The sequence below is a fragment of the Nocardia sp. JCM 38205 genome (genome assembly GCF_058222935.1).
This window is the reverse complement of the sequence record NZ_JBYHFL010000009.1, coordinates 86,915-112,142: the sequence shown is the minus strand read 5'-3', so window position 1 is coordinate 112,142 and position 25,228 is coordinate 86,915. Positions and strand designations below refer to the sequence as shown.

21 protein-coding genes and 1 pseudogene are annotated in these 25,228 nt (G+C 68.9%); 8 read left to right on the top strand and 14 right to left on the bottom strand.

Going from position 1 to position 25,228, the window contains the following annotated elements; translation table 11 throughout:
* Nucleotide 1: 1 nt before the first annotated feature.
* The 4 genes from cysW to AC4HOU_RS26355 all read right to left on the bottom strand — a co-directional run bounded on the left by cysW (nt 2) and on the right by AC4HOU_RS26355 (nt 3,210).
* On the bottom strand, nt 2-808 hold the full coding sequence (gene cysW, locus AC4HOU_RS26370) for a sulfate ABC transporter permease subunit CysW (RefSeq protein WP_194989914.1): 807 nt from the start codon (nt 806-808) through the stop codon (nt 2-4).
* A complete protein-coding gene (gene cysT, locus AC4HOU_RS26365) occupies nt 805-1,653 on the bottom strand; it encodes a sulfate ABC transporter permease subunit CysT (RefSeq protein ID WP_178127973.1) in 849 nt (282 codons plus the stop codon). The genes cysW and cysT overlap by 4 nt, the downstream gene beginning before the upstream one ends.
* Before the next feature lie 98 nt (nt 1,654-1,751).
* Nucleotides 1,752-2,798, bottom strand: coding sequence for a sulfate ABC transporter substrate-binding protein (locus tag AC4HOU_RS26360; RefSeq protein WP_163814091.1), 1,047 nt, complete (start codon nt 2,796-2,798; stop codon nt 1,752-1,754).
* A 187-nt stretch (nt 2,799-2,985) separates the two neighbouring features.
* The gene (locus AC4HOU_RS26355) at nt 2,986-3,210 is read right to left on the bottom strand and encodes an Ms4533A family Cys-rich leader peptide (RefSeq protein ID WP_375139397.1); all 225 of its coding nucleotides are present in this window, start codon (nt 3,208-3,210) and stop codon (nt 2,986-2,988) included.
* On the opposite strand from AC4HOU_RS26355, the gene AC4HOU_RS26350 reads away from it, so the two are divergent.
* Nucleotides 3,145-4,212, top strand: a complete 1,068-nt coding sequence (locus AC4HOU_RS26350; RefSeq protein WP_194989913.1) for a M48 family metallopeptidase — start codon at nt 3,145-3,147, stop codon at nt 4,210-4,212. The genes AC4HOU_RS26355 and AC4HOU_RS26350 overlap by 66 nt on opposite strands.
* A 66-nt stretch (nt 4,213-4,278) precedes the next feature.
* On the opposite strand, the gene AC4HOU_RS26345 is transcribed toward AC4HOU_RS26350, so the two are convergent.
* Nucleotides 4,279-4,554, bottom strand: a complete 276-nt coding sequence (locus AC4HOU_RS26345; RefSeq protein WP_194989912.1) for a hypothetical protein — start codon at nt 4,552-4,554, stop codon at nt 4,279-4,281.
* A gap of 95 nt (nt 4,555-4,649) precedes the next feature.
* Between AC4HOU_RS26345 and AC4HOU_RS26340 the strand changes: the two genes are divergently transcribed.
* Both AC4HOU_RS26340 and AC4HOU_RS26335 read left to right on the top strand, forming a co-directional pair.
* Nucleotides 4,650-5,306, top strand: coding sequence for a class I SAM-dependent methyltransferase (locus tag AC4HOU_RS26340; RefSeq protein WP_490725502.1), 657 nt, complete (start codon nt 4,650-4,652; stop codon nt 5,304-5,306).
* A gap of 80 nt (nt 5,307-5,386) precedes the next feature.
* The gene (locus AC4HOU_RS26335; RefSeq protein WP_163814095.1) at nt 5,387-7,357 is read left to right on the top strand and encodes a glycoside hydrolase family 15 protein; all 1,971 of its coding nucleotides are present in this window, start codon (nt 5,387-5,389) and stop codon (nt 7,355-7,357) included.
* Nucleotides 7,358-7,427: 70 nt separating this feature from the next.
* Here AC4HOU_RS26335 and AC4HOU_RS26330 read toward each other — a convergent pair whose 3' ends face one another.
* The 3 genes from AC4HOU_RS26330 to lepA form a co-directional block, all read right to left on the bottom strand.
* Nucleotides 7,428-9,233, bottom strand: coding sequence for a dynamin family protein (locus tag AC4HOU_RS26330; RefSeq protein ID WP_163814096.1), 1,806 nt, complete (start codon nt 9,231-9,233; stop codon nt 7,428-7,430).
* Between the two features lie 105 nt (nt 9,234-9,338).
* Nucleotides 9,339-11,669, bottom strand: coding sequence for a hypothetical protein (locus AC4HOU_RS26325; RefSeq protein WP_490725501.1), 2,331 nt, complete (start codon nt 11,667-11,669; stop codon nt 9,339-9,341).
* A 223-nt stretch (nt 11,670-11,892) separates the two neighbouring features.
* Nucleotides 11,893-13,770, bottom strand: a complete 1,878-nt coding sequence (gene lepA, locus AC4HOU_RS26320; RefSeq protein WP_130919267.1) for a translation elongation factor 4 — start codon at nt 13,768-13,770, stop codon at nt 11,893-11,895.
* Between the two features lie 162 nt (nt 13,771-13,932).
* Here lepA and AC4HOU_RS26315 point away from each other — a divergent pair, with 162 nt between their 5' ends.
* Nucleotides 13,933-14,514: a type II toxin-antitoxin system PemK/MazF family toxin gene (locus AC4HOU_RS26315; RefSeq protein WP_194989910.1), complete on the top strand. Its 582-nt coding sequence runs from the start codon at nt 13,933-13,935 to the stop codon at nt 14,512-14,514.
* A gap of 52 nt (nt 14,515-14,566) precedes the next feature.
* Here the strand turns inward: AC4HOU_RS26315 and AC4HOU_RS26310 are convergent, their stop codons facing one another.
* On the bottom strand, nt 14,567-15,355 hold the full coding sequence (locus AC4HOU_RS26310; RefSeq protein ID WP_163814099.1) for an aquaporin: 789 nt from the start codon (nt 15,353-15,355) through the stop codon (nt 14,567-14,569).
* 395 nt (nt 15,356-15,750) lie between these two features.
* Between AC4HOU_RS26310 and rpsT the strand changes: the two genes are divergently transcribed.
* Nucleotides 15,751-16,011 carry a 30S ribosomal protein S20 gene (rpsT, locus tag AC4HOU_RS26305; protein ID WP_014349721.1) on the top strand — a complete coding sequence of 87 codons (261 nt, stop codon included), beginning with the start codon at nt 15,751-15,753 and terminating at the stop codon, nt 16,009-16,011.
* Between the two features lie 135 nt (nt 16,012-16,146).
* Nucleotides 16,147-16,392: a hypothetical protein gene (locus AC4HOU_RS26300; RefSeq protein WP_163814100.1), complete on the top strand. Its 246-nt coding sequence runs from the start codon at nt 16,147-16,149 to the stop codon at nt 16,390-16,392.
* A 130-nt stretch (nt 16,393-16,522) separates the two neighbouring features.
* Here the strand turns inward: AC4HOU_RS26300 and AC4HOU_RS26295 are convergent, their stop codons facing one another.
* On the bottom strand, nt 16,523-17,485 hold the full coding sequence (locus tag AC4HOU_RS26295; protein ID WP_490725500.1) for a helix-turn-helix domain-containing protein: 963 nt from the start codon (nt 17,483-17,485) through the stop codon (nt 16,523-16,525).
* A gap of 118 nt (nt 17,486-17,603) precedes the next feature.
* Between AC4HOU_RS26295 and AC4HOU_RS26290 the strand changes: the two genes are divergently transcribed.
* Both AC4HOU_RS26290 and AC4HOU_RS26285 read left to right on the top strand, forming a co-directional pair.
* On the top strand, nt 17,604-18,668 hold the full coding sequence (locus AC4HOU_RS26290; RefSeq protein WP_490725499.1) for an aldo/keto reductase: 1,065 nt from the start codon (nt 17,604-17,606) through the stop codon (nt 18,666-18,668).
* Nucleotides 18,669-18,806: 138 nt separating this feature from the next.
* Nucleotides 18,807-19,070, top strand: coding sequence for a DUF2798 domain-containing protein (locus AC4HOU_RS26285; protein ID WP_490725498.1), 264 nt, complete (start codon nt 18,807-18,809; stop codon nt 19,068-19,070).
* A gap of 120 nt (nt 19,071-19,190) precedes the next feature.
* On the opposite strand, the gene holA is transcribed toward AC4HOU_RS26285, so the two are convergent.
* The 4 genes and pseudogenes from holA to AC4HOU_RS26265 form a co-directional block, all read right to left on the bottom strand.
* A complete protein-coding gene (holA, locus tag AC4HOU_RS26280; protein ID WP_280499110.1) occupies nt 19,191-20,159 on the bottom strand; it encodes a DNA polymerase III subunit delta in 969 nt (322 codons plus the stop codon).
* A 984-nt stretch (nt 20,160-21,143) separates the two neighbouring features.
* A pseudogene (locus AC4HOU_RS26275) lies at nt 21,144-22,706 on the bottom strand (ComEC/Rec2 family competence protein); the annotation flags it as partial.
* A 359-nt stretch (nt 22,707-23,065) separates the two neighbouring features.
* A complete protein-coding gene (locus tag AC4HOU_RS26270) occupies nt 23,066-23,737 on the bottom strand; it encodes a ComEA family DNA-binding protein (RefSeq protein WP_324191401.1) in 672 nt (223 codons plus the stop codon).
* Nucleotides 23,738-24,388: 651 nt separating this feature from the next.
* Nucleotides 24,389-25,228: a DegV family protein gene (locus tag AC4HOU_RS26265; protein WP_490725497.1), complete on the bottom strand. Its 840-nt coding sequence runs from the start codon at nt 25,226-25,228 to the stop codon at nt 24,389-24,391.

The window sequence follows — 25,228 nt, the reverse complement described above, 5'->3', positions numbered from 1 at the left end:
ATCATTTGTTGCCCCGCTTGCGTTCGAGCAGGGTCATCAGCAGCAGGGTGACCAGGGCAATGCCCATGAGCAGGGTGGCGGCGCTGTAGGCGCCGAAGGTGTTGTGGTCGTCCATGTACCTGGCGTGCACCAGCAGCGTCAGGGTCTGGGAGACGCCGGCGAAACCAGAGGACACCATGATCACCGCGCCGAACTCGCCGAGCGAGCGCGCCACGGTGAGCACGATGCCGTAGGTCAGGCCCCAGCGGATCGCGGGCAGCGTGATCCGCCAGAACGTCTGCCAGCGGGAGGCGCCGAGGGTCGCGGCGGCCTGCTCCTGATCGTCGCCGATCTCGTGCAGCACCGGCTCGACCTCGCGCACCACGAACGGCAGCGTCACGAAGATCGTCGCGATGATCATGCCGGGCAGTCCGAAGATCACCCGGAAGCCGGCCGAGTCGAGGCCGCCGAACCAGCCGCCCGCGCCCCACAGCATGATCAGCGCGACGCCGACCACCACCGGCGACACCGCGAATGGCAGGTCGACGATGCCCTGTACCAGACTGCGGCCGGGGAACCGGCCGCGCACCAGCGCGATCGCGGTGATCACGCCGAAGACGACGTTCACCGGGACAACGATCGCCACGATGATCATCGACAGGTTGAACGCCGAGATCGCGGCAGGCGTGCTGATGGAATCGAGGAACGGACCGATCCCGTCGCCGAAGGTGCGGTAGAGGATCACCCCGAGCGGCAGTACGAGCAAGATGAACAGGTACCCGAGCGCGACGACGCGCAGCGAGAGCCGCACCGGTGTCGAGAGCTTCATCGCGCCTCCTGCTCCTTCCTGGCCGTCCGCTCGGCGAACAACCGCAGCACCAGCAGCGAGACGAAAGCGATGGCAAGCAGCGCCACCGAGACCGCGGCGGCCGCGACCGGCCGGTCGATCTCGATCTGCTGCTGGATGTACTGCGAGGCCATCTGGGTCTCGCGCGGGATATTGCCGCCGATCAGCACCACCGAGCCGTATTCGCCGATAGCGCGGGCGAAGGCCAGGCCGCCACCGCTGATGATCGCGGGCGTCAGGGTGGGCAGCACGATCCGCCGGAAGGTGGTCCAGTTGTCCGCACCCAGCGACAGCGCGGCTTGCTCCACTTCCTTGTCCACCTCGATCAGCACCGGCTGCACCGAGCGCACCACGAACGGCAGCGTGACGAACGCCAGCGCCACCACCAGACCCGGCTGGGTGGCGTTGAGGTGGATGTTGATCGGGCTCTCCGGCCCGTACAGCGACAGCAGCACGATGCTGGCCACGATGGTCGGCAGCGCGAACGGCAGATCGATCAGCGCGTTGACGATGCCCTTACCCGGGAAATCGTCGCGCACCAGCACCCAGGCGATCAGGGTGCCCATCACCACGTTGATCAGCGCGACGATCACCGAGACGAACACGGTGACCCGCAGCGAGGCCAGCGCGACCGGCGAGGTGACCGCCTCCCAGAAGCCGGACCAGCCCTCGTCGAAGGCGCTGACGGTGAGCGCGGCCAGTGGCAGCAGCACGATGATGCTGAGCCACAGCACCGCCGTGGCGATGCCGAGCGGGCCCACCGAGCCCGTCACCCGCAGCCACGACCAGTTCGGTCCCCGCGAGCCCGCGGCGGCGGGTTTGCTCAGCTCTGTGGTGGCGCCGGAACCGGGCGCGGGTTCGGTTCCGGCGCTGTTACTACTGTCTGTCACGGTGTCGAGTATCGCGTGTGTGCCGGCTCACCCGTCTACTTGGTGGCGTTGTCGTAGATGATGGCGATCTTGCCGGTACCCTGCGCGAACAGTTCGGCGTCGACCGTTTTCCAGCCACCGAGGTCGGCGATCGTGTACAGCTTCTCCGGTTGCGGGAAGTCGGCGGCGAATTCGGCGGCGACACCGGGATCGACCGGACGGAACCCGGCCTCGGCCCAGGCGCGCTGCCCCTCGGTGGTGAACAGGAAGTCGCGGAAGGCGGTGGCCTTCTCCTTGTTCTTGCTGTTGTTGAGCACCGCGACCGGGTTCTCGATCTTGAAGGTGTCGGCCGGGACGATGTGCTCGACCGGGTCGCCGTTGCGTTCGATGAAGATCGCCTCGTTCTCATAGCTCAGCAGCACGTCGCCGGTGCCCTGCAGGAACGTCTCGGTGGCGTCGCGGCCGGACTTGGGCTGTACCCGCATGTGCTCGGGCGAGATCAGCTTCGACAGATAGTCCAGGCCGGCCTGCGGGTTCTTACCGCCCTCGCTCTTGGCCGCGTACGGCGCCAGCAGGTTCCACTTGGCCGAGCCGGAGCTGAACGGATTCGGGGTCACCACCTCGACGCCGGGCTTCAGCAGATCGTCCCAGGTCTTGATGCCCTTCGGATTGCCCTCGCGGACGACGATGGTGACCACCGAGCCGAACGGAATGCCCTTGGTGGCATCGGCATTCCAGCTCTCGTCGACCAGTCCGGCGTCCACCAGCCTGGTGACGTCGGGCTCCACGGAGAAGTTCACCACATCGGCCTGAGCGCCGTCCTTGACCTTGCGGGACTGGTCTCCGGAGGCACCGTAGGACTGCTGGACCGCCACGCCCTTGCCCGCTTCGGTCGCGTTGAACGCCGGGATCACCTTGTCGAAACCGGGCTTGGGCACCGCGTAGGCGTACAGGTTGATGGTGCCGCCACTGCCGTCGGCGACCTGGCCGTCGACCGAATCGCTGGCGCCGCCGCTGCACGCACTGAGCGCGAACGCCGCGATCGCGGTGAAAGCGATGGCGGCGCGGCGTCGGCGTGCGGTGAGCCGGCTGGTGCGTGACATGGGTTGGACCTTTCTCGGGGCCGCCATGAACTCGGGGTGTCTGGCGGAGAACATCGGGATCGACAACAGACCTGCCCTGACGGCAGTGGCGCGACTTACCGGCCGGAAGGGCCGCTGGGTTCGGGCAACGCTGCGAAAAAGGTGCGCACCAGTCTAGGAGGAGACGCGCAGAACTGCCCGGATCCGATCACCGACAGTGAATATCCGCGACAACGAGGCAGCCCACCGCGATCAACGCCAATTCATGGCGGACCTGCGGCACAACACTCGTCGACACCCGGCAGACTGTAGCAGAGCACTCGAGCCGATTCGAATCGACGAATCCCAGATCGACGGGGGAACCACCATGACCACCAGCCCGGACCGGCTGCGCACCCGGCTGCCCGAAATCAGCACGCGCGCCTGGGAACATCCGGCCGATCGCACCGCTCTGGTGGCGTTGCGCTCGCTCGGCGGCTTCGACCTGGTCCTGCGCACCCTGTCGGGGCTGCTACGCGAACGCCAGTACCGGCTGATGTATCTGGCGACCGCGGTGCGCGTGGACGAACGCCAATTCCGTTCCCTGCACCAGCTGCGGCAGGATTGCGTCGAGATTCTCGACGCGCCCACCACACCCGAACTGTTCGTCGTGCAGAGCCCGGAGGTGAACGCTTTCACCATCGGCATGGACAAGCCGTTCATCGTGCTGACCACCGGGCTGGTCGATCTGCTCGACCACGAGGAGATGCGCTTCACCATCGGCCATGAGCTCGGCCACGCGTTGTCCGGGCACGCGGTCTACCGCACGATGCTGATGCATCTGCTGCGGATGGCCGATGGCATGGGCTGGATGCCGATCGGCGGCTGGGCCCTGCGCGCCATTGTCGCCGCGCTGATGGAATGGAGCCGTAAATCCGAACTCTCCGGCGACCGGGCCGGCCTGCTGTGCGGGCAGGATGTGGAGGCCTCGGTGCGCGTGCATATGAAGCTGGCGGGCGGTGCGCGGGTCGGTGAGATGAATCTCGGCGCGTTCCTGGCCCAGGCCGAGGACTACGAGCGTTCCGGTGATCTGCGCGACGGCGTGCTCAAGCTGCTGAACCTGGAGCTGCAGAGCCACCCGTTCTCGGTGCTGCGGGCCGCCGAGCTGCGCCGCTGGATCCAGAGCGGTGACTACGAGCGCATCCTCGGCGGTGATTATCCGCGGCGGGCGCACGATAAGGACGCCAAGATCAGCGATGAGATCAAAGAGGCGGCTCGCAGCTATCGCGACACCTTCGATCAGTCCGAGGATCCGTTGATCCGGACGGTGCGCACGCTGGGGCGCGATGTGGGCGCCGCGGTGAACACCGTCGGCCAGGAGGTCGGCGGCGCGGTGGCCGATCTCGGCAAACGGTTCACCGAATGGCGACGGGGTTCGGACTCGGTCAGCGAGTGAAGAACCAGGCCACCAGCACCAGCACCAGCAGGGCGACCAGGGCCAGCTGAACCCGCGAGCGTGGCATCAGCGGGCTCCGCTCTGCGCGTGCTCGCGGGTCTCGACCAGCGGTTCCACCGGAGCCGCCTGCGCCAGCCGAGCCGAACGATAGCGGCCCGCCCGGACCCGATGCTGAGCCAGCGCGACCCGATGCTGGACCACCTTCAACGAGCGGTCGAGCACGTAGGCGATGGCGAAGCTGATCGGCACCATGCCCACCAGCACCACCAGGAACTGCGGGATGAACGGAAGTCCCGCCACCCACAGTTCGAAGCCGTCCCACCAACCCGCTATGCGATCCACGATCACCAGCCTAATCGACGCCGGGCAGCGGCCTCCGTCCTCGGCACGGCCCGAGCGTTGACCTCAACCGTGGTTGAGAGTGCAACCTGGAAGGCATGACACGAGCAGCGGAATTCTGGAACACCGTCTACGACAACGACACCGCCCCCTGGGTGATCGGCGAACCGCAGCCCGCGATCGTCGAGCTCGAACGCACCGGGGCGCTCCGGGGCCGGGTGCTCGATCCCGGCAGCGGCGCCGGTGAGCACACGATTCTGCTCACCACACTCGGGTACGACGTGCTCGGCATCGACTTGTCGCCGAGTGCGGTCGACTACGCCCGCCGCAACGCCGCCGCCAAGGGCGCGCCGAACGCGCGGTTCGAGGTGGTCGATGTACTGGCCATCGCCGAGCACCGGCCGGATGATTTCGGCCCCTTCGACACCATCGTCGACAGCGCACTGTTCCACGTCTTCGGCGAAGACCCCGAGGCCAGGGCCACCTACGTGCGTGGTTTGCACGCGATCTGCGCGCCGGGCGGGACGGTACACATCCTGGCGCTCTCCGATGCCGAACCCGGATTCGGTCCGCGGATCAGCGATGCGATCATCCGGGACGCCTTCACCGACGGCTGGGAGGTCGAGGAGCTGCGTCCGGCCAGGTACCGCGGCCGCAATACCGAGGTCGTGGCCGATGAGGTCGCCCGGCTCGGGCTGCCGCAGGACGGCCCGATCGATACCGCGGCCTGGCTGGCCCGCATCCGCCGAGTGTGAGAGCCGACCGCGCCGGTGGCGGGTTCGGTCACCGGCGCGGTGCGGTGGACGCACCCCGGCTCGGACGCGATCATGAGGTTATGGCGATCTCCGAGGAGCAGGTCCAGCAGACGGCGCATTCGCTCATCGAATCCCGGCACCGCTCGAATTTCCCGCCGATCGACGACTACGCCTTCCTGTCGGACTGCGAAACCACCTGCCTGATCGCCAGCAACGGCTCGGTCGAGTGGATGTGTGTGCCACGCCCGGATTCGCCGAGTGTGTTCGGTGCGATGCTCGATCGCAACGCAGGCCATTTCCGGATCGGCCCGTACGGACGCAATGTGCCGGCAGCGCGGCGCTATCTGCCGGGCGGCATCATCCTGGAAACCACGTGGCAGACCGCGACCGGCTGGCTGATCGTGCGCGACGCGCTGATACTCGGGCCGTGGCACAACAACTTTCAGCGCAGCAAGACCCACCGGCGCACGCCGATGGACTGGGACGCCGAGCACATGCTGCTGCGCACCGTGAAATGCGTCAGCGGCATCGTCGAACTGGAGATGAGCTGCGAGCCCTCCTTCGACTACCACCGGGAGACGGCGCACTGGGAGTACACCGGCAAGGTGTACGAGGAGGCCACCGCGCAATGCGCCGCCGACCCGAGCGCGGGCCCGACGCTGGTGCTCACCACGGATCTGCGCCTGGGCATCGAGGGCCGGGAGGCGCGCGCCCGCACCCGGATGGAAGAGGGCGATCAGGTGTATGTGGCCTTGACCTGGTCGGAACTACCGGCGCCGCAGACCTTCGACGAAGCGGCGCAGAAGATGTGGACCACCACCGAATGCTGGCGGCAATGGATCACGCTCGGCAAATTCCCCGACCATCCCTGGCGTAGCTACTTGCAGCGCAGCGCGCTCACGCTCAAAGGCCTGACCTACGCGCCCACCGGTGCGCTGATGGCGGCGCCGACCACGTCACTGCCGGAAACACCGGGCGGGGAACGCAATTGGGACTACCGCTACAGCTGGGTGCGGGATTCGACCTTCGCCCTGTGGGGCCTGTACACCCTCGGCCTCGACCGCGAGGCCGACGACTTCTTCGCCTTCCTCAACGACGCGACCACCGGCCCGGACGGTGAACCCGTTCCGCTGCAGGTGCTCTACGGGATCGGCGGCGAACGCACACTCACCGAGACCACCCTCGACCACCTGTCCGGGTACGACTCGGCGCGACCGGTGCGCATCGGCAACGGCGCCTATGCCCAGGATCAGCACGATATCTGGGGCACCATGCTCGATTCGGTGTATTTGCACGTCAAATCGCGCCAGCATGTGCCGGAGACATTGTGGCCGCTGCTGGAACGTCAAGTGGGAGCGGCGATCCGGCACTGGCGCGAACCCGATCGCGGCATCTGGGAGGTGCGCGGCGAGCCGCAGCATTTCACCTCCTCGAAGATCATGTGCTGGGTGGCGCTGGACCGCGGTGCGAAACTGGCCGAGCTGCACGGCGAGCTGGAGATCTCGGCCCGCTGGTACGCCATCGCCGAGGAGATCAAAGACGATGTGCTCACCCACGGCGTCGACGCCGACGGCGTGCTCACCCAGACCTACGGCGGCAGCACTCTCGACGCTTCCCTGCTGCTGGCGGTGCTGACCCGTTTCCTGCCACCCGATGATCACCGCATCCGCGCCACCGTCCTCGCCATCGCCGACCGGCTCACCGAGAACGGCCTGGTGCTGCGCTACCGCACCGAAACCACCGACGACGGACTCTCCGGCACCGAGGGCACCTTCACCATCTGCTCGTTCTGGCTGGTGTCTGCGCTGGTGGAGATCGGTGAACTACCGCGGGCCAGGCAGCTGTGCGAACGGCTGCTCGGCTACGCCAGCCCGCTGCGGCTCTACGCCGAGGAGATCGAACCGCACAGCGGCCGCCATCTCGGCAATTTTCCGCAGGCCTTCACCCATCTGGCGTTGATCAACGCGGTCACCCACATCATCCGTGCCGAGGAGGCGGGCGAGGCCGGACGGTTCCGGCCCGCGCATACCCCGGCCACCCAGCACGGGTAGCGCGTCCTCCGGCTTGGTCGTCGCGCCGGGCCGGGATGCCAGGCGGGATGCGTCGCCGGGCCCGACCGGCTCAGGCGGTGACCAAGGCGTCGGCGCGTTCGCGCACCGCGCGCAATGTCGCCATATCGGCGTCGATCCGGTCCAGCCGGTCACGCCCGCCCTCGCCGTACTTGGCGCCCGCCTCCTCGGCGACCCGCAACGCTTCGTCGGCGCTGCGCAGCACGTCGGTGGCGATCTCGGTGAAATGGTCGCGCAGCGCGCGCTGAGTGGCACGCAGGCGATTACGGGATTCCTTGCTCACCTGGAACACGACATCGTCCATCAGGCGGGCCACCGCCACCTTGGCCTCGGCCTGCCGCCGCTGCTTACGGGCCCGGCGGTCGTCCCACAGCGCGTTGATACCCAGCAGCACACCGGCGCCGGCCGAATACCAGTTCACCAGCGACATTCCGAGCAGGCTGGTGGCAAGACCGACCATCAGGATGCCGCCGTAGGAACCGCGCAGCGCTGAAAGGAACTGCTGGGTGAGGCTGGTCTTCGCGCTTTCCAACGGCTCCAGCGGCGCCACCTGTTCGAGCACCTCACCAGGCTGCTCCAGCCGCACCTCCGGTAGCTGCGGGGCACGATGATCGGCCGGGAATTTCGCCGCCACCTGCTCCGACAGCTCCACCGAACGGTAGTGCGCCATCGCGAAGTTCTCCTCGACGGCCTCGCAGATGCGAGCGTCGAGGTCGGCGCCGAATTCGTTCCAGCGCCGGGCCGGGTCGGTCTGGGCGATCTCGGCCTCGGCGTCGCGGACCAGGCTGCGCAGGCGGTGACGTAGATCGTGTTCGATATCGGCCATCAGCTCGGTACTGCCGTCGGCCAGGGTGACCTGCCAGTTGGCGGTCCGTTGACGCAGCTGATCGGCCTCGTCGCGGGCGGCCGCCAACTGTGCGGTGATCTCCGAGCGCCGACGTGGATCACGCAGGGTTTCCGCTTCGGTGCGCAGCGAAGCGGCCAGATGGTCGCAGACCAGCCGGATATCGCCCGCCGCCGCTTCGGTGGCCACCTCGTCGGCGCGGTTGACGATGAAATCGCGCAGATGATCGACCAGCTGCGGCACACCGGATTCGATATCGCGCTGGTAGTTGCCCACCAATCCGGCCTGCCGATGCATCTCCGCCGATACCGGGGCGACCGCGAAACCGAGGCCGGCGGCGTCGAGCAGATCCCGGTTGCGCTGCTGAGTATGTGCCCAATGCGAGTGCACGTCGATCTTGTTCAGCACACAGACCACGGTCGGGCAGATCTGCTGGATGCGCTGCAGATGGCTGATCTGGTCGGGCGTCAGCTCGGCGGCGGCGTCACCGACGTAGAGCACGGCGTCCGCGGCGGCGATCATCGACCAGGTGGTGTTGTCCTCGCGGGCCGCGCCCGGCGCGTCCATCAGCACCACGCCCTCGGCCAGCAGCGGGCTCGGCTGGGTGAACTCGGCCCGGATGACGCCCTTGGCATTGAGCGCAGGCGCCGGATCGAGCGGGTCGACCGGCTGACGTTCGATCCGGCCGCCACCCAGCGACCGCACCAGGGTGGCCGTCGGCTCCGGGCCGTGCTCGATGATGACGGGAACGCTGATCGGGCTGTCGGTGGCGCTGATCTTCGCCCCGACGAGGGCGTTGACCAGGCTGCTCATCCCGCTCTTCGGGTCACCGACCACCACGAGCCGCACCCGTGGATCGCTCACCCTGCCCCGGACCATGCTCAGCCGGCCACCGAGATCGTCACGGCCGGCGGACCGGGTCAGCTCCCGCAGTTCGTCGATGATCCGGATGAGCGGGGCCATGGCGTCCGGATGTTTCACGGTCGCGGCCTCGAGTCCGGCTGCGGCAGACAACCCTGCTCCTTACTATCGTCGCTGTCGTCGAATCTCTCGCACGCTGTCGGCTCTCATTCGATCATGGCGCCCGCGAGCGCCGTCAACCCGTCCCGCTTCGCCCGGTCACATCATCGCGGGGTCCACGTGCGCGACCACATGGTGGGTCTGCGCCATGGCGGACTCCGGCAGCAGGGCGCCGCTGAGCTCATCACCGGCCAGACCGTAGGGGCTGTGATCGGCGAACGAGGCCACCGCGAGCAATGCCGGATCATGCGAACCGGAGTCGTAGTCGGCGATCGGCTTGACGCCGATCTGCGGTTTCATCGTCGGAGCCGGGTTGTTCGGCTGGATGTCCACGGTCGGCGCCTGGGTGGGCGGATCGTAGGTCGGTGCCGTAGGCCGAGGGGCGCTCACCGTCGGAACATCGGCGGTGGGCACGTCCGCGGTGGGGACATCGGCGGTGGGCACGTCGGCGGTGGGCACGTCGGCGGTGGGCCGGTCCACCGTCGAGGGCAGATCCGCCGTGGTCGGGGTGTCGACCGTCGGCTGCGGCCGAGTGCTCGGCTCCGGAGCGTCGGTGGTCTGCGGGCGGGTGGTGGCGCCGCCGGTGCTTCCGGGCGTGGTGACGTCGTCGTCCGGATCCGACGTGGACGGGCGGGTGCTCGGCTGGCTGCCGCTCGCGCCCGGGGTCTTGGTGATCGGATCGTCGGAGGTCGAGCTACCTGGCCGGGTGGTGACGCTCGCGCCAGGCAGCTTGGTCACGCTCACATCGGGCGTGGAGGTGCTCGGGTCCGGCGAGGTGGTCTTGCCAGGCGTTGTCGGGGTCGGCAGCGTCGAGGTGACCGTGGTCGTCCCGCCAGGGGTGGTGCCGGGTGTCATCTGGGTCGGATCGTCGATTCCGGTGCCCGGCGGCGTCGGCCGCTCGGCGGGCACCGAGCGTTCGAAGATCGCCGGGACCGCCGCTGCGGGGGCGGTGAGCGGGGACGGGCCCGGCGGCGGCGCGATCACATTCGCGATCGGCGACGTCGCGGCGTCGGGCTGGATGGTGGTTTGCAGTGGCGTCGCCACCACCGGCTGGGCTACCGCTGCCGGGGCGACAGCCGCGGGGGCGGGCGCCGGAACCGGGGCGATCGCGGCAGGCGCGACGGAGGCGGCGGGTGCGACCGGCGCGGGCGCGGGAGCGGGCGCCACGGGAGAGACCGGGGCCGCGGCCGCAGGAGCCGAATGCGGGGCGGCCGTCGCCGAATGCGTGGCTCCGTGCGACGCCGACTGCGCGGCCGAAGCGCCGGTCGCGGCCGAACCCGCACCGCCGGCGTGCGGCATGGTGACACCGCCGACCAGGCCCTGATGCGCGCCGCCCGGCTCCCCTGCCTCGGCAGCGGAACGCGAACCGTCCGGTACCCGGATACCGTCGGCCAGCCAGTCGGTGTACTGGTCGAGCTCATCGCCGACGTTGCCGATGCCGAAGTCGACCTTCATCGCGGTGTTCAGGTAGATGCCATCCGCACCGATGCCGAAGTCGACGCTCAGCTCGGTGCCGAGGAACACCCCCAGATTGTCGCCGTTGCCGATACCGTCGAACGGGTCGCCCGCGCTGGGCGCCCCGGGAGCGGCGGCGTCCGGCTGGGCCACGGGCGAGGCGCCCGGCAGCCCGAAGGGGTTGGAGCCGGGGGCGACGAAGCCATTGGTGCCGGGCAGCCCGAAGCCGTGTCCGGCCTGGCCGAGCCCGTGCCCTGGCAGGCCGAAGCCCTGCCCACCGGGCTCCGCGAGCTCGTCCCCGCCGGTGCCAGGCAGCCCGAATCCGTTCGATGGGCCACCGGTCCCCGGGATTCCACCGAGACCTGGCACGCCCTCGGACGTCGAACCGGGCAGACCACCGAGACCGGGGACGCCCTCGCCGGAGGCGCCGGGAATGCCACCGAGCCCGGGCACGCCGTCACCGCCGGCGCCGGGGATGCCACCGAGCCCAGGAACGCCCTCACCGCTCGAACCGGGCACGCGCATACCGTCGGAACCGTTGCCGGGCAACGACGGCAGTCCCAAACCCGCGTCGGTACCGCCGCCCGCGCCGCCGCTGCCGACACCGCCGTCCAGCCGGGGCAGCGGCATGGTGACCCACGGGTCGGCCCCGGGATCGTCGACCGCGGGCCCCTGATCGGCGACCGGAGTCTGGGTGTAATCGCCGGGAGCGGGATCCGGGAAGGTGAGCACCGGGCTCGGAACATCGGGATCGGGATCACTGTTGCGGGCCCAGCCGGCATTCCAGCTGTCCAGGTGGTGTTCGTTGCCCGGCTGAGCCGGAACTCCACCGCCGTTGGCGGCCACCAGTGCGCCGCCGGTGACGTATGCGCCGCCCCTTGCTACCCGCGCGACACCACTCGCTACACGGTAGGCAGTGTCGCCGCCACGCTCGTCGGCATCGAAATCGCCGTCGAAGGGCAGGTCACGCGTCATACGACAACTCCACTCTCGGGTCTTCCAGCATCCTCACCACGCCGGAACGACCGAGAGTGAAGATCAGGTACCACCATATTTGTGCAGAACCCAGCTGTCACATCCTCCGGGACGCTGAAAAAGTTAACAACGCCACGCGAATTGCTCCAGCCCCCAGTTACCGGGTGGCGACGCCAGCACCGGCCGACGCGCCATTATCCCTGAACAGACCCGAGATCGCGCGCTATTTCTTATCTTTCGGTTTATCCGACTGCGCGTCCGAGGACAGTGCCGCGACGAAGGCCTCCTGCGGGACGTCCACCCGGCCGATGGTCTTCATCCGCTTCTTGCCTTCCTTCTGCTTCTCCAGCAGCTTGCGCTTACGGCTGATGTCACCGCCGTAGCACTTGGCGAGCACGTCCTTGCGGATGGCGCGGATGTTCTCCCGGGCAATGATTTTCGAGCCGATGGCGGCCTGGATCGGCACCTCGAACTGCTGGCGCGGGATCAGCTCGCGCAGCTTGGTGGTCATCTTGTGGCCGTAGGCCTGCGCCGCATCGCGGTGCACGATGGCACTGAACGCGTCGACGGCCTCACCCTGCAACAGGATATCCACCTTGACCAGCTGCGATTCCTGCTCGCCCGCCTCTTCGTAGTCGAGGCTGGCATAGCCGCGGGTGCGCGATTTCAGCGAATCGAAGAAGTCGAAGATGATCTCGGCCATCGGCAGCGTGTAGCGCAGCTCCACCCGGGTCTCCGACAGGTAGTCCATGCCGCCGAGTTCGCCGCGACGCGACTGGCACAGCTCCATGATCGAGCCGATGAACTCGCTCGGAGAGATGATGGTGCACTTCACGACCGGCTCGAAGACGCGGCGCACCTTGCCTTCCGGCCAGTACGACGGGTTGGTGACGACCTGCTCGCTGCCGTCCTCCATCTCCACCCGGTAGACCACGTTGGGCGCGGTGGAGATCAGGTCCAGGTCGAATTCGCGCTGCAACCGCTCGCGGGTGATCTCCATGTGCAGCAGACCGAGGAAGCCGCAACGGAATCCGAAGCCCAGCGCCACCGACGTTTCCGGGGTGTAGGTCAGCGCGGCATCGTTGAGCTGCAATTTCTCCAGGGCATCGCGCAGATCCGGGTAGTCGGAGCCGTCGACGGGATACAGGCCGGAGTACACCATGGGGCGCGGTTCGCGGTATCCGGTGAGCGGTTCGGTGGCGCCGCCGCGAGCCGCGGTGACGGTATCGCCGACCTTCGACTGGCGCACATCCTTCACGCCGGTGATCAGATAACCCACCTCGCCGACGCCGAGGCCCTGCGTCGGTTTGGGCTCGGGCGAGACGATGCCGATCTCGAGCAACTCGTGGGTCGCGCCGGTGGACATCATCTTGATCTTCTCGCGCGGGGTGAGCTTGCCGTCCACCACGCGGATGTAGGTCACCACACCGCGATAGGTGTCGTAGACCGAGTCGAAGATCATCGCGCGCGCCGGTGCGTCGGCCTCGCCCTGCGGCGGCGGGACCTGCGCGATCACCTCGTCGAGCAGCTCGGCCACCCCGACGCCGGTCTTACCGGAGACGCGCAGCACGTCCGAAGGCTCGCAGCCGACGATGTGCGCAAGCTCGGCCGCATAGCGGTCGGGATCGGCGGCGGGCAGATCGATCTTGTTGAGCACCGGGATGATCGTCAGATCCTTGTCCAGCGCCAGGTACAGGTTGGCCAGGGTCTGCGCCTCGATCCCCTGCGCGGCGTCCACCAGCAGGATCGCGCCCTCACAGGCCTCCAGCGCGCGCGAGACCTCGTAGGTGAAGTCGACGTGGCCGGGGGTGTCGATGAGGTGCAGCACGAAGTCGGTGCCCTCGTGTTCGCCGCTGCGCGGGGTCCACGGCAGCCGGACGTTCTGGGCCTTGATGGTGATGCCGCGTTCGCGCTCGATGTCCATCCGGTCCAGATACTGAGCGCGCATCTGCCGCTCCTCGACCACTCCGGTCAGTTGCAGCATCCGGTCGGCCAGCGTCGACTTGCCGTGGTCGATGTGCGCGATGATGCAGAAGTTCCGGATCCGCGACGGATCGGTGAACGTCGTGTCGGCGAAGCTGGCGGGCACTCCACTCCTCATTCGGGTATCGGCGAACTGCGCTCCATCGTCCCATGGGTAGGGGCAGGCACCCTCCGCTGGCCCGTGCATTGCCGCAATTACCGGCGGCCACACGATGATCGGGGGCCCGCGGACCGCTTCGGTGCGGATGTGATCGCGGCGGCTCGCCGTTATATTCCAGTGATGGCCCGCAGTTGGAACTCTCTCGGCAAGCAGCTCGGCCTCATCGCGAAGGAGCAGGGTCCCAAGATCGTCAAGTCGCAGGCGCCGAAGCTGGTCGGCAAATTGCAGCGCTCCAGCCTGCTGGAGCGGGCAGTCGGATCGCTGGCGCCACCGCGCAAAGCCGCCGCCGTGCCGGTTCGCCCGGCCGCCTCCACCCCCGTGCCCACCGCCGAGCGCGCCCGCCACATCGTCTACGCCCCGCACCTGGACGGGCGGGCCGACCCGGGCGAGATCGTGTGGACCTGGGTGCCGTTCGAGGAAGACCCGGCCAATGGCAAGGACCGGCCGGTGCTCGTGGTCGGCCGCGACCGCCGCACCCTGCTCGGGCTGATGCTGTCGTCGAATCCGGTGCGCGCCCACGATCGCAACTGGGTCGGGATCGGCAGCGGCAGCTGGGACCACGACGGCCGTCCGAGCTGGGTCCGCCTCGACCGCGTGCTCGATGTTCCGGAAGTTGGCATCCGCCGCGAGGGCGCCATCCTGCCGCGCAAGACCTTCGACGTGATCGCGCACCGGCTGGTCATCGAATACAACTGGAGCTGAACGGCGACAGCCCCCGCGCCGATCCGGTCGCGGGGGCTGCCGATTGCGGGGATCAGCTGATCATCTCGCGGGACCGGCCGAACAGCATGCCGTAGATCAGGGCGCCGAGGCAGCCGCCGATCAGCGGGAAGACCACGAAGGCCCAGGACTGGGCCATCGCGCCATCCTGATAGGGCGCGACACCGAGGCTGCGGGCCGGATTGACGGAGGTGTTGTCGACCGGGATGGAGATCAGATGGATGACCGCCAGCGTCACACCGATCGACAATCCGGCCAGCGGGACGTCGGAGATCTGGTCGGTGGAGGCCAGCACCACGAACACCAGCAGCGCCGTCAACATCACCTCGACGATGATCATGGCCGCCATGCCGTAACCGTCCTGGATCACCACCTGCCCGAGCGGGCCGGTCTGCGCGGACGGACTGTGCTCACCCCAGCCGTTGGCACCGAGCCCGTCGACCGAGCGGTCGTAGGACGGCAGATTCTTCGCGATGGCGAACAGCACAAGGCCGGACAGGAACGCGCCGATCAGCTGGGCGATGACGTAGCCGACCGCGCTCACCGTGGACAACCGGCCCATCAGCAGCTGACCGATCGTCACCGCCGGGTTCACGTGGCACCCGGAGATCGGGCCGATGGCGTAGACGAGGAACATCAGGGTGAGACCGAAGGCCAGCGCCACCCCGAGCGCACCGACTTTATCGCCGGCCAGAACCGCGGTACCGACACCGCCCATGACCAGAATGAAGGTGCCGAGCGCCTCCGCGGCCCATTTCTTGGGCTCGGGTATCGGCTTCAGCTCGGCGGCTTCCTCGACGACTTCCTGCGCAGTAGGTGACATGGCATCCGCCTTCCGAGAGGATCGTCCCCGCCACGGCGGAGAACACACCGGGTAGTCCTGGGTCCTGCTGGAAAAACTGGTACGGCCGAAGTGAAACGGAACGTTACGCGAGGTAATCGACCTGCACAATGATTTCGCGGATGGTTCGGTGCGGTGTCGATGCGGGTCGGCCGCGCTGAGCCCGTGCCTGCCGCGTTGCCGGTACCCGCAAACCGCCTTGCCCGCGCCCGGGTACCCGGCCTCGGCTCGGGGACCGATTTCGTGTGCCGCGAGCGTGCTGGTACCCTCGATCTTCGGCGCAGCGTTACCGATGCCCGGCGTAATCGCAGGGCGCGATGCGCGCTACCAGACTTCAGAGACATCCATCAGCGACAAGGAAACCAGAGGATACAGGCGTGGCCAACATCAAGTCCCAGATGAAGCGGATCCGGACCAACGAGGAAGCGCGTCAGCGCAACCAGTCGGTGAAGTCCGCGCTGCGCACCGCCATCCGTAGCTTCCGCGAAGCCGCTGCCGCCGGCGACAAGGATGCCGCCGCCGAGCGTCTGCGCTTCGTGAGCCGCAAGCTCGACAAGGCCGCCTCGAAGGGCGTCATCCACGCCAACCAGGCCGCCAACAAGAAGTCGGCCCTCTCGCTGGCCTTCAACAAGCTCTGATCCACCCGGTACCGCTCGGTACCGTCTCGACGCTCCAGCCGCCGCGGCCACGACGACCGCGGCGGCTTTCGCTGTCTGCCCGGCGCGCCCCCAGCGGTCGCGCTGCTGTCGGCCGGCTGCCGTACGATTCGCCCCATGGTGACCCTGTATGCGAATCAGACCGTGGTGCGTGCCGAGGATCTCCCGGAGGTGATCCGCGCCGCCGAGGTGCTCAATATCGGGGTGAAGATCGAGAACGTGGCCGTCCCGCTCGGTGACGACACCTACTCGATGGAATGGATAGTCACCCGCGAGGAGGAAGCGCCCGCCTACGAGGAGTGGGACGGCCGCTACGAGGAATCCGACGACGAAGAACCGGCCGAGCTCACCGCCGTCGACTAGCGCGAACCCGCCAGACCATCCCCCGGCCCGCTGCCTCGCGCAGCGGGCCGATCATCAGCGCCGCCGAGAACGCCGGCCAACCACCCGGAGCACCGGTTGGACCGCCGCGCTCGAGACACCTGCGTCCACTTCAGGAGCTGGATCCATCAGCGGCTGCGCCGACGGCGGCGCGGCTCTTTCCGGGGCCGCCTCCGTTCACGCTGTGCGCCCGGTCCGGCGGTGCGTCCGTCGGTGCGGTACGCCCGGAGCCCGTTGGCGTGCGGTCGCGGGCGGCGAGGCGGTCGAGAGCCTGCTGGGACGCGGCGTCGGCGGCACGGTAGATGATCAACCGCTGATCGGTCTCCTGTAACGGCATCAGCACCTCGAAATCAACCGTCACCAGGCCGGCCACCGGGTGCTTCATCCGCTTACGACCGCGACCGCGCACCCGCACGTCGTGTTCGGCCCAGGCCATGGCGAACTCGGGGCTGCGCGCGCTGAAGTCGGCCACCATATCGGCCAGGGCCCGATCATCGGGATGCGCCGCCCACGCCGCCCGCAGATCGGCGACGCCCTCCCGGATGATCTGCTCTCGATCGAGATAGAAATCGCGCATACCGGGATGCATCAGGCACAACCACATGGTGTTGCGGTGCGTCGGCGGCAGCCCATCGATATCGAGCAGCAGCCGCGACATCTCCCGGTTCCAGGCCAGGATGTCGTAGCGGTGATCGACCAGCATCGCCGGCAGTGGCGCCAGGTCCTCGACCAGCATGACCAGCGTCGCGGACGGGACGGTGCTCGCCGTGTCGCAGTAGGGCAGCCGCTGCTGCGCCAGATCGAACAGGTAGGCCGTCTCGTCGAGGGTCAACCGCAGCGCCCGCGCCAGCGCCTCCAGCACCTCCGCCGACGGCCGCAGTCCGCGGCCCTGTTCGAGCCGAACGATGTAGTCGGTGCTCACCCCGGCCAGTTCCGCGACTTCCTCGCGGCGCAGCCCGGGCGTGCGGCGCGACTGTTTGCGGATGGCCAGGCCCAGGTCGGCGGGGCGCAGCCGTTCCCGGCGGGCGCGGAGGAAGGCGCCCAGTTCCCGCGTCGCATCGATCGTCCCGGTCATCGGCACCGATCTTACGGCGCGGCCAGGGTGGGACCGGTTTTCCCAGGAAGAACCTTCCCTTACCAACCGGGCGCCAGCGCCACAGACTTGCTGTCGACGCACGACGACAGGAGTTTCCATGAGCACAACCCTCGACACCTACCGGACCCTCGGCCGTTCGGGCCTGCGGGTCTCGCCACTGTCGCTGGGCACCATGACCTTCGGCGCGGACTGGGGCTGGGGCGCCGACAAGGACGAAGCGCGCAAGATCTTCGACACCTATACCGACCGCGGCGGCAACTTCATCGACACCGCCAGCCAGTACACCGACGGCAGCTCCGAACAGCTGCTCGGTGAATTCACCGCCGCCAACCGTGAATCGCTGGTGCTGGCAACGAAGTACACGATGCTGCGCCGCGCAGGCGATCCGAACTCCGGCGGCAACCATCGCAAGAGCATGTTCGCCTCGGTCGAAGCCAGCCTGCGGCGTTTGAACACCGACTACATCGACCTGCTCTACCTGCACGCCTGGGATTTCCTCACCCCGGTGGAGGAAATCTTGCGCGCCATGGATGATCTGGTGCGGGCGGGCAAGGTGCTCTACGTCGGCATCTCCGACGCTCCGGCCTGGCAGGTTTCGCGCATGCAGACCATGGCCGACCTGCGCGGTTGGTCGCCGCTGATCGCGTTGCAGATCGAGTATAGCCTCATCGAGCGCACCGTGGAGCGCGACCTGATTCCGATGGCCCGCGAACTGGGGCTCGGCGTCATTCCGTGGTCGCCGCTCGGCAGCGGAGTGCTCACCGGCAAATACTCGCGCGCCGATCTGGCCGACGCGGCCTCGGCCTCGCCGAGCGGCACGCGGAAGAACGTCGCCGTGGCCAGCGGTGCGCTGACCGAGCGTGGGCTGGCGATCGCCGACGTGGTGGGCGCGGTAGCCGATGAGCTCGGCCGGTCGCCAGCGCAGGTGGCCATCGCGTGGACGCTGCGGAATCCGGGCGTGGCCTCGCCCATCGCCGGGGCCCGTACCGCCGCGCAGCTGGAGGACAATCTGGGCGCGCTGGACATCGAGTTCGACGCCGCGCAGCTGGCCCGGCTGGAACAGGCGAGCGCCATCGAACTCGGCTTCCCGCACGACTTTCTGGCCCGCCCCATGACCCGCGAGGTCACCTTCGGCGACCTGAAGATCGAGGGCGCCGCCTGAGGTACGCGGTTGCGTCGCGGCGCTGGGTCTGGTTAGGCTCGGCCCGCGACATCCGTTCGCCGTAAGCGTTCACGTGAATCAACGCACCGGCCTCGCCATCCGGCGTGGTCGTTGCCCCCGAATGTTTATGGAGTACAGATGAATTCCGCGAATCCCACGCCTCGCGTCAGCGTCGAGCGCTGCAAACTGCCCGCCCGCGCCGCGTCCTTCGTGTTGCCGTTGCTGTTGTCGCTATTGATGACCTGCATCGTCTCGTTGATCAGCACCCTGATGAGTCACGGCCTCGACGTCGGGCTGTGGCTGCGGTCGTGGGCGGGGTCCTGGCCGATCGCTTATCCGACGCTGCTGCTGGTGCTGCCGATCGTGCGGCGGATCACGACGCTGGTGGTCCGGGCGGCGTAAAGCCTTGGTGCGCGGGCGGTTCCGGCTGCCGCCGGCGCATTCTGTGGCGCGGGCGGGCAGGGGATCGACGCCGATGAGGTGACGGCCATCGGCTCGGCGAGCGGGTCCTTCGGATGATGATCAGCGGCCGTGCAGGTCGAGAATCTGCATCAGCGCATGCTCGAGCGCGAAGGCCGAATCGGCCGCACCGCCCTTCACGTCCGCGTTCAGCGTCGCGACGACTTGCAGGGCGGAGCCGATGGTGGCGGGGGTCCAGCCACGTGATTGGGCCTGGGCCTTCTTCACCTTCCACGGCGGCATACCGAGCGGACCGGCCAGTTTGAACGGATCGCCGCGGCCCGCCGAGCCGACCTTGGCGATGGTGTGCACCGAATCGGCCAGCGCGTCCGCCAGCAGGACGTGCGGCACGCCGCGGTCGTTGGCCCACCGCAGGGCCTCCATGGCGCCGGGACGGTCACCGGTGACTGCCAGCTCGGCGACGTCGAATCCGGTCACCTCGGCCTTGCCGGAGTAGTAGCGGCGCACCGCCGCGACGTCGATCTTTCCGCCGGTGTCGGCGGCCAGCTGGGAGCTGGCGGCGGCCAGCTCGCGCAGGTCCGAACCCACGGCTTCGATCACGGCCTGCACGACCTCACCCGAGACTCGTGCACCCGCGGCCCGGAACTCGGCGCGGACGAACTCGGCGCGCTCGGAGGCCTTGGTGAGTTTGGCGCAGTTGTGCACCACCGCCCCCGCCTTCTGCAGCGCGGGCGCGAGCGCCTTGGCGCGGCCACCGCCGGAGTGCACCACCATGAGCACCACGCCGTCGGGTGGTTCGGCCGCCGCCTCGGTGATCACCGCGACCGCATCCTTACCTGCCTCGGCGGCGGACTCCAGGATGATCACTCGATCCTCGGCGAACAGGGACGGACTCAGCAGCTCGGCCAACTCGGCGGTACTCGCCTCCCCTGCCCGCAGCCGGTCCACCGGCACGCCCTCCGGATCCGGCGCCCCCGCCCTGACCTGCGCGACCACGCTCGCGATGGCACGCTCGATCAACAACTCCTCGTCCCCGAGCACCAGGTGGACCGCCGCAGGCCGTTCGCTCACGCCCCCGATCCTACGGTCGAGGCCCGACAGGGTTCGGCCGGCGGTGGGCACCCCGGCTCGCCGAGGGCTGCTCCCTCCTCCCGGATCGAGCCCGCGCCGCACTCCCCGCCGACGCTGCGGCGGTCTGCGCGATCTGTGCGTGGGCGTGGCACCGGTGGTGCGGATTTCCAGGTTGCCGTCAACGGCGCGGAGGGTGATGCTGCCGTCACGGTCGGTGCGGGCGATGACGGTTCCCATGGATTCCAGGTCGGACAGGATGCCCGGGTGCGGGTGGCCGAAGGTGTTGGTGGCGCCCGCGCTGATGATGGCCAGGCGTGGGTGTACCGCGCGCAGGAATTCGGGCGTGGTGGTGCGGGAGCCGTGGTGCGGGACTTTGAGGATGTCGGCGTGGATCGGCGCGCGGGAGGCCAGCAGCGACCGCTGAGTCGCGGCTTCGATATCGCCGGTGAACAGGATGCTGCCGACCGCTGTGTGTGCGGCGAGCACGATCGAGCGGTCGTTGGCGGTATCGAGATCGAGCGGAGCTCCGCGGGGTGAGCGCGGCGCGGCTGGTGCGAGCACGTCGAGCACGAGGTCGCCGACGGTCAGCCGACAGCCCGCGACGAGCTCCACCACCGGGATGCCGGTGTCGTGAAGAGTTTGCGCGACCTCGGCCGGACCAGCTCTGCTGCGGTCACGGTGACTTCCGTGGCCCTCGGCCAGGGCACCCTCATCGCGATCATCGACCCCGTCGTCGCGCGCTCCACGATCCGCGTCGGCCCCGTCGAACCCGCTTCGCCCCAGATCGTCCCCACCGGTGAGACTGCGAAAACCAGCGGGCCGGCCGAATGCCACCCCGATGCCGGGACCCGGCGACGGCGCCGACATGTCTCCGATAGCGCCCGATGGCTGCGCGTCGGCGGCGCCGAAATGGGCCGTAGTGCCGGGCGTCGGGCCGCATCGCGTGGGCGCCGGCCGGTGTTGATCACCAGGAACCCGGCTTGCCCGGCCGGATGCCGGATCGCTGCGGTGCGTGGGCAATTCGCCGGGGCCGACGGCAACCGCACCGACGTCGCGCCCGTGCAATGCTCCATCGAGTCCGGCGATGTGGTCGGCGTGCGGGTGGCTGAGGATCAACAACGGTATGCGGGTGATGTCGAGGCGGTCCAGACACGCCCGCATGGCGCGGGAATCGGGACCGACATCGATGACGACGGCACTCCCGGCGCCGGCGGCCAGCGCCAAGCCGTCTCCCTGCCCGACATCACAGGCGGCGAGGGCCCAGCCGTCGGGCGGCCAGCCGGAGAACCACAGCCGGACCGGAATCAGCACGGCCGCCGCGGCGATCAGCACGGCCGCCGCCAGTCGGCGCACGAGGGCCGAGCGCAATAGCCAGATCCCCGCTGCGACCACCGCACAGACGATCAGCCCACCGCTCGAACCGCCGGGCACCGCCACCATCGCGCCGGGCATCGCGGCGAAGTACTCGGCCACCGACAGCAACCACCACATCGGCGGCGTCGCGCAACGTAACACGATCTCCGCCAATGGCATCCACACCGTCGCCGATACCGCACCGGCGGCGCCGACCACGGTGATCGGCGCGATGACCGGCGCGACAAGAACATTCGCGACAACGGCCACCAGGCTGATCTTGCCTGTCAAGGCCACCACGATCGGCGTGGTCACAACGAACGCCGCCGCCGAGACCGCGAGGATCTCCGCAGGCAATCGCCACATCCCCTTCGCCCGTAGCCAGTCCGTCCAACTGGGCGCCAGCAGGATCAACGCGCCGGTAGCCAGCACCGAGAGGGCGAAGCCCGCCGACATCGCCAGCTCGGGCCACAGCGCGAGCAGCCCGATCACCGCGGCACACAGGGCGGGCAGAGCTTGCCGACGGCGGCCGGTCAGCAGCGCCAGCAACGTCACCGCCCCCATCGCCGCCGCCCGTAGCACACTCGGATCCGGCCTGGCGATGACGACGAACATCACCAGCGCCCCGGCCGCGACCCCCGCGGTCATTCGCGGACCGAGAGTGAGCAATCGGGTGAGAAACAGTGCGACGGTGAGCAGAATCGTGAAATTCGCCCCGCTGACGACAGTCAAGTGAGTAAGTCCGGCTGTTTCGAAGTCGCGGCGAACATCGTCGGACAGCGCCGAGGTGTCCCCCACGACGAGCGCCGGCAGCGATCCGGCGGCCGCATCCGGTAGCGCCGCGGCTGAAGCGGTGACCAGGTCCGCGCGCACCGAACCCGCGAGCCGCTGCCACCACGGCAGGGGCCCCGCGGGCGCCGGGGCACCGAGGGGCCGCAAGGTCGCTACGGTGAGATCGCGCAGGCGCGGCGGTGCCACACGAGCGCGAAACTCGACGGGCTGCCCGGGCGGCAGCGTCGCCCATGCCGAGCCCGTGGCCAGAATGACGACCGCTCCCCCGCTCCGCACGATGGTCGAACCGTGCTGATACTCCCGCAGGCCCGCCCGCACCAGCCAGGTCCGTTCGCCGCCGAACGCCGCACCGCGCACCGGTTTCGGATCATCGACCGGTGTCACCACCACCCGCACGGACATCCCCGCCGGGACCGCCCGCAGCGGATGGGTCTGCACCCGATGTTCTCGCCAGGCCCCCGCCACGGCGAAACCGGTACCCAACACGATCGCGCCCAACGCGACCACCGCGACGGCCCGCCACCGTTCCCGCCGATGCGCCACCGCCCACATCAGTGCCATCCACAACCCGATCGCCGCCACCGTCGCGCCCCCGGCGATCATCACCCCGACCCGCCACCCGGCACCGAGCACCAGCACGGTCGCCACCCAGCAGCACACCGCCGCAGGCAGCAGCCGCCCATCGAGCCGGGCGTCCGGCGCACCGTCCTCGCTCTCCGCGCGCCCGATGCCGGGCTCGGTGGCGGCAGCCGATTCTCGGCTCATACCGTCACCAGGTCCCGCAGCCGCGCGAGGCGGGCGGGGCCGATGCCCTCCACATCACCGAGTTGTTCGACGTCGGTGAATCGGCCGTTGGTGGTGCGCCAGGCAATGATGGCCCGAGCGGTGACCGGCCCGATTCCCGGAAGCGCATCCAGGTCGGATTCGGTGGCGGAGTTCAGGTTCACCCGAGTCCCCGGTTCGGCGCTCGATCCCGGTGCGGTAGGTCCAGCCGTGCCGGAGGGTCGTCCGGACGCACCGATGGTGGTGCTACCGAGCCGGGGTACGCCGGGTTCGCCGCCTGCCGTGCCGACGATCACCTGGTCGCCATCGGAGAGCCGTTGAGCGAGATTGATACCGGTCAGATCGGCGCCGTCACGAGCACCGCCGGCTGCGGCCACCGCGTCGGCAACCCTGGATCCGGGTGGCAGGCGCACCAGTCCGGATTCGTGCACCAAGCCGACCACGCTCACCACCAGCTCGGCGCCGGTACTGTCGGGTGCGGGGACGGCACCGCCGGGTGTAGCAGCCGGGCCGACCACGGCGGGAGGAGTGTGCTGCGCCGGAGCCGCGGTGTAGACCGCCGCCACCGGCGGAACTTGTTGTGCGGTGGGACGTTCCCACAGCACCACGCCGACCGCGACCAAGACGGCGACCAGACCGACTCCGGCCATCGTCATCACACCGCGCCGGCCGGGGTCCATCCGCGCCCGACGAAAACGTGGCGGCACCAGCCGGTCTCGCCATCGACTCGCGGCACGGTCCGGTTCGTCCAACCAGCCGGGAGCACCAACCTCACCGGCGTCGTCGGGCTGATCGAGACGTCGCGGTGGGTCATCGGGCGGCAACTCCGTCAGATGCCATCGCCCGGATTCACGTGCTGTGTTCGAGTCCGGAAGGCCCCCTGCGTCTTCCGGACCTCGACCGACCGAAGGTGGCCGCCCGGTCAGCTCCGCTGCGTCGTGCGGCTGCCGGATCGGCAATTGTTCGCCCCGCCCGGGATTCCCCTCCGTTCCCGGCCGGGATGTCGCGGCCGATCGCGCGACGATCCCCGGTCTCTTCGTTGTGGCCGACCCGGCGACTGCCCGCGTCGCGCCGACCCGTGCGGTCAGCACGCCGAGTCGTTCCCGGATCCGTTCGCGCTCCTCGTGTCGTGACATGGCGGCAACGCTAGGGCCGCCGGCCGGCTCGCCGCCGACGCCGACCAGGGACTTCGACAAACCTGTGGATAACTGCGGGCCTGTGGACAACTCACGCGGACACGCCGCGGCGGCGAGCCCGAACCAGGTCTCGGACCGATGGCCGGATGCGACTATTCGACGGTGTCAGCAGCCACCGGGCAAGACCAGCACACCCACCGCCCCGACGCCGAGATGGACGGCCAGCGCCGGACCGAACTCGGCGGTGATGACCTCGTCCACCCCCGGGACTCGTTCCCGCAGTTGGGCGGCGAGGCTGTCGGCGGCATCGGGTGCGCCCAAATGCTGCACCGCCACCGCCGCACCGTCTTCGCCAGCGGCGTCCACCGCGGCGGCGACCAGCTTCGCGTAGGCCTTGGAGCGAGTACGCACTTTCTCCCGCAGCTCCAGCCTGCCACCGACGATCTGCAGCAGCGGTTTGGTGACCAGCTCGCTGCCGAAGAACGAGGCGGCGGAGCTGAGCCGGCCACCGCGGCGCAACTGTTCGGTGCGGTTGACCAGGATGAACGTTCTGGCTCTGGCCGCTGCGGCGACGGCCGCCTCATGGACCACATCCAGCGCCGCACCGGCACACGCGCGCCGCGCCGCCGCCAACACCGGCAAACCGGTCGCCAATCCGGCACCGAGCGAATCGACCAGGCGCACCGTGTCATCGGCGCCCATATCGCGCACGGCCTGTCTGCCCGCCTCCCAGGTGCCCGAGAGCTGACGCGACAGGTGTACGGCCACCACGCCGTCGCCGTCACTGCGGTCGAGCGCCGATTCGTAGACGGCACGCAGCTCACCCGGCGACGGCGCCGAGGTGGTCACGGTGTCGCTGGTGTAGTCGATGTCGAGGTCGTCGACGCCCTCGCGCACTGCCCGGTCACCGATCAGGACATGCAGCGGCACAACACCGATGCCCAGTTCGCCGACGAGATCAGCGGGCAGACTCGCCGACGAATCGGTGACGACCACGACGGACAC

What these genes read in the sequence shown, in the direction of transcription:
- cysW (WP_194989914.1), bottom strand. Translation starts at nt 808, where the DNA reads ATGAAGCTCTCGACACCGGTGCGGCTCTCGCTGCGCGTCGTCGCGCTC.
- AC4HOU_RS26360 (WP_163814091.1), bottom strand. Translation starts at nt 2,798, where the DNA reads ATGTCACGCACCAGCCGGCTCACCGCACGCCGACGCCGCGCCGCCATC.
- AC4HOU_RS26350 (WP_194989913.1), top strand. Translation starts at nt 3,145, where the DNA reads ATGACCACCAGCCCGGACCGGCTGCGCACCCGGCTGCCCGAAATCAGC.
- AC4HOU_RS26355 (WP_375139397.1), bottom strand. Translation starts at nt 3,210, where the DNA reads ATGTTCCCAGGCGCGCGTGCTGATTTCGGGCAGCCGGGTGCGCAGCCG.
- AC4HOU_RS26340 (WP_490725502.1), top strand. Translation starts at nt 4,650, where the DNA reads ATGACACGAGCAGCGGAATTCTGGAACACCGTCTACGACAACGACACC.
- AC4HOU_RS26335 (WP_163814095.1), top strand. Translation starts at nt 5,387, where the DNA reads ATGGCGATCTCCGAGGAGCAGGTCCAGCAGACGGCGCATTCGCTCATC.
- AC4HOU_RS26325 (WP_490725501.1), bottom strand. Translation starts at nt 11,669, where the DNA reads ATGACGCGTGACCTGCCCTTCGACGGCGATTTCGATGCCGACGAGCGT.
- lepA (WP_130919267.1), bottom strand. Translation starts at nt 13,770, where the DNA reads ATGAGGAGTGGAGTGCCCGCCAGCTTCGCCGACACGACGTTCACCGAT.
- AC4HOU_RS26315 (WP_194989910.1), top strand. Translation starts at nt 13,933, where the DNA reads ATGGCCCGCAGTTGGAACTCTCTCGGCAAGCAGCTCGGCCTCATCGCG.
- AC4HOU_RS26310 (WP_163814099.1), bottom strand. Translation starts at nt 15,355, where the DNA reads ATGTCACCTACTGCGCAGGAAGTCGTCGAGGAAGCCGCCGAGCTGAAG.
- AC4HOU_RS26300 (WP_163814100.1), top strand. Translation starts at nt 16,147, where the DNA reads ATGGTGACCCTGTATGCGAATCAGACCGTGGTGCGTGCCGAGGATCTC.
- AC4HOU_RS26295 (WP_490725500.1), bottom strand. Translation starts at nt 17,485, where the DNA reads ATGACCGGGACGATCGATGCGACGCGGGAACTGGGCGCCTTCCTCCGC.
- AC4HOU_RS26290 (WP_490725499.1), top strand. Translation starts at nt 17,604, where the DNA reads ATGAGCACAACCCTCGACACCTACCGGACCCTCGGCCGTTCGGGCCTG.
- AC4HOU_RS26285 (WP_490725498.1), top strand. Translation starts at nt 18,807, where the DNA reads ATGAATTCCGCGAATCCCACGCCTCGCGTCAGCGTCGAGCGCTGCAAA.
- AC4HOU_RS26270 (WP_324191401.1), bottom strand. Translation starts at nt 23,737, where the DNA reads ATGGCCGGAGTCGGTCTGGTCGCCGTCTTGGTCGCGGTCGGCGTGGTG.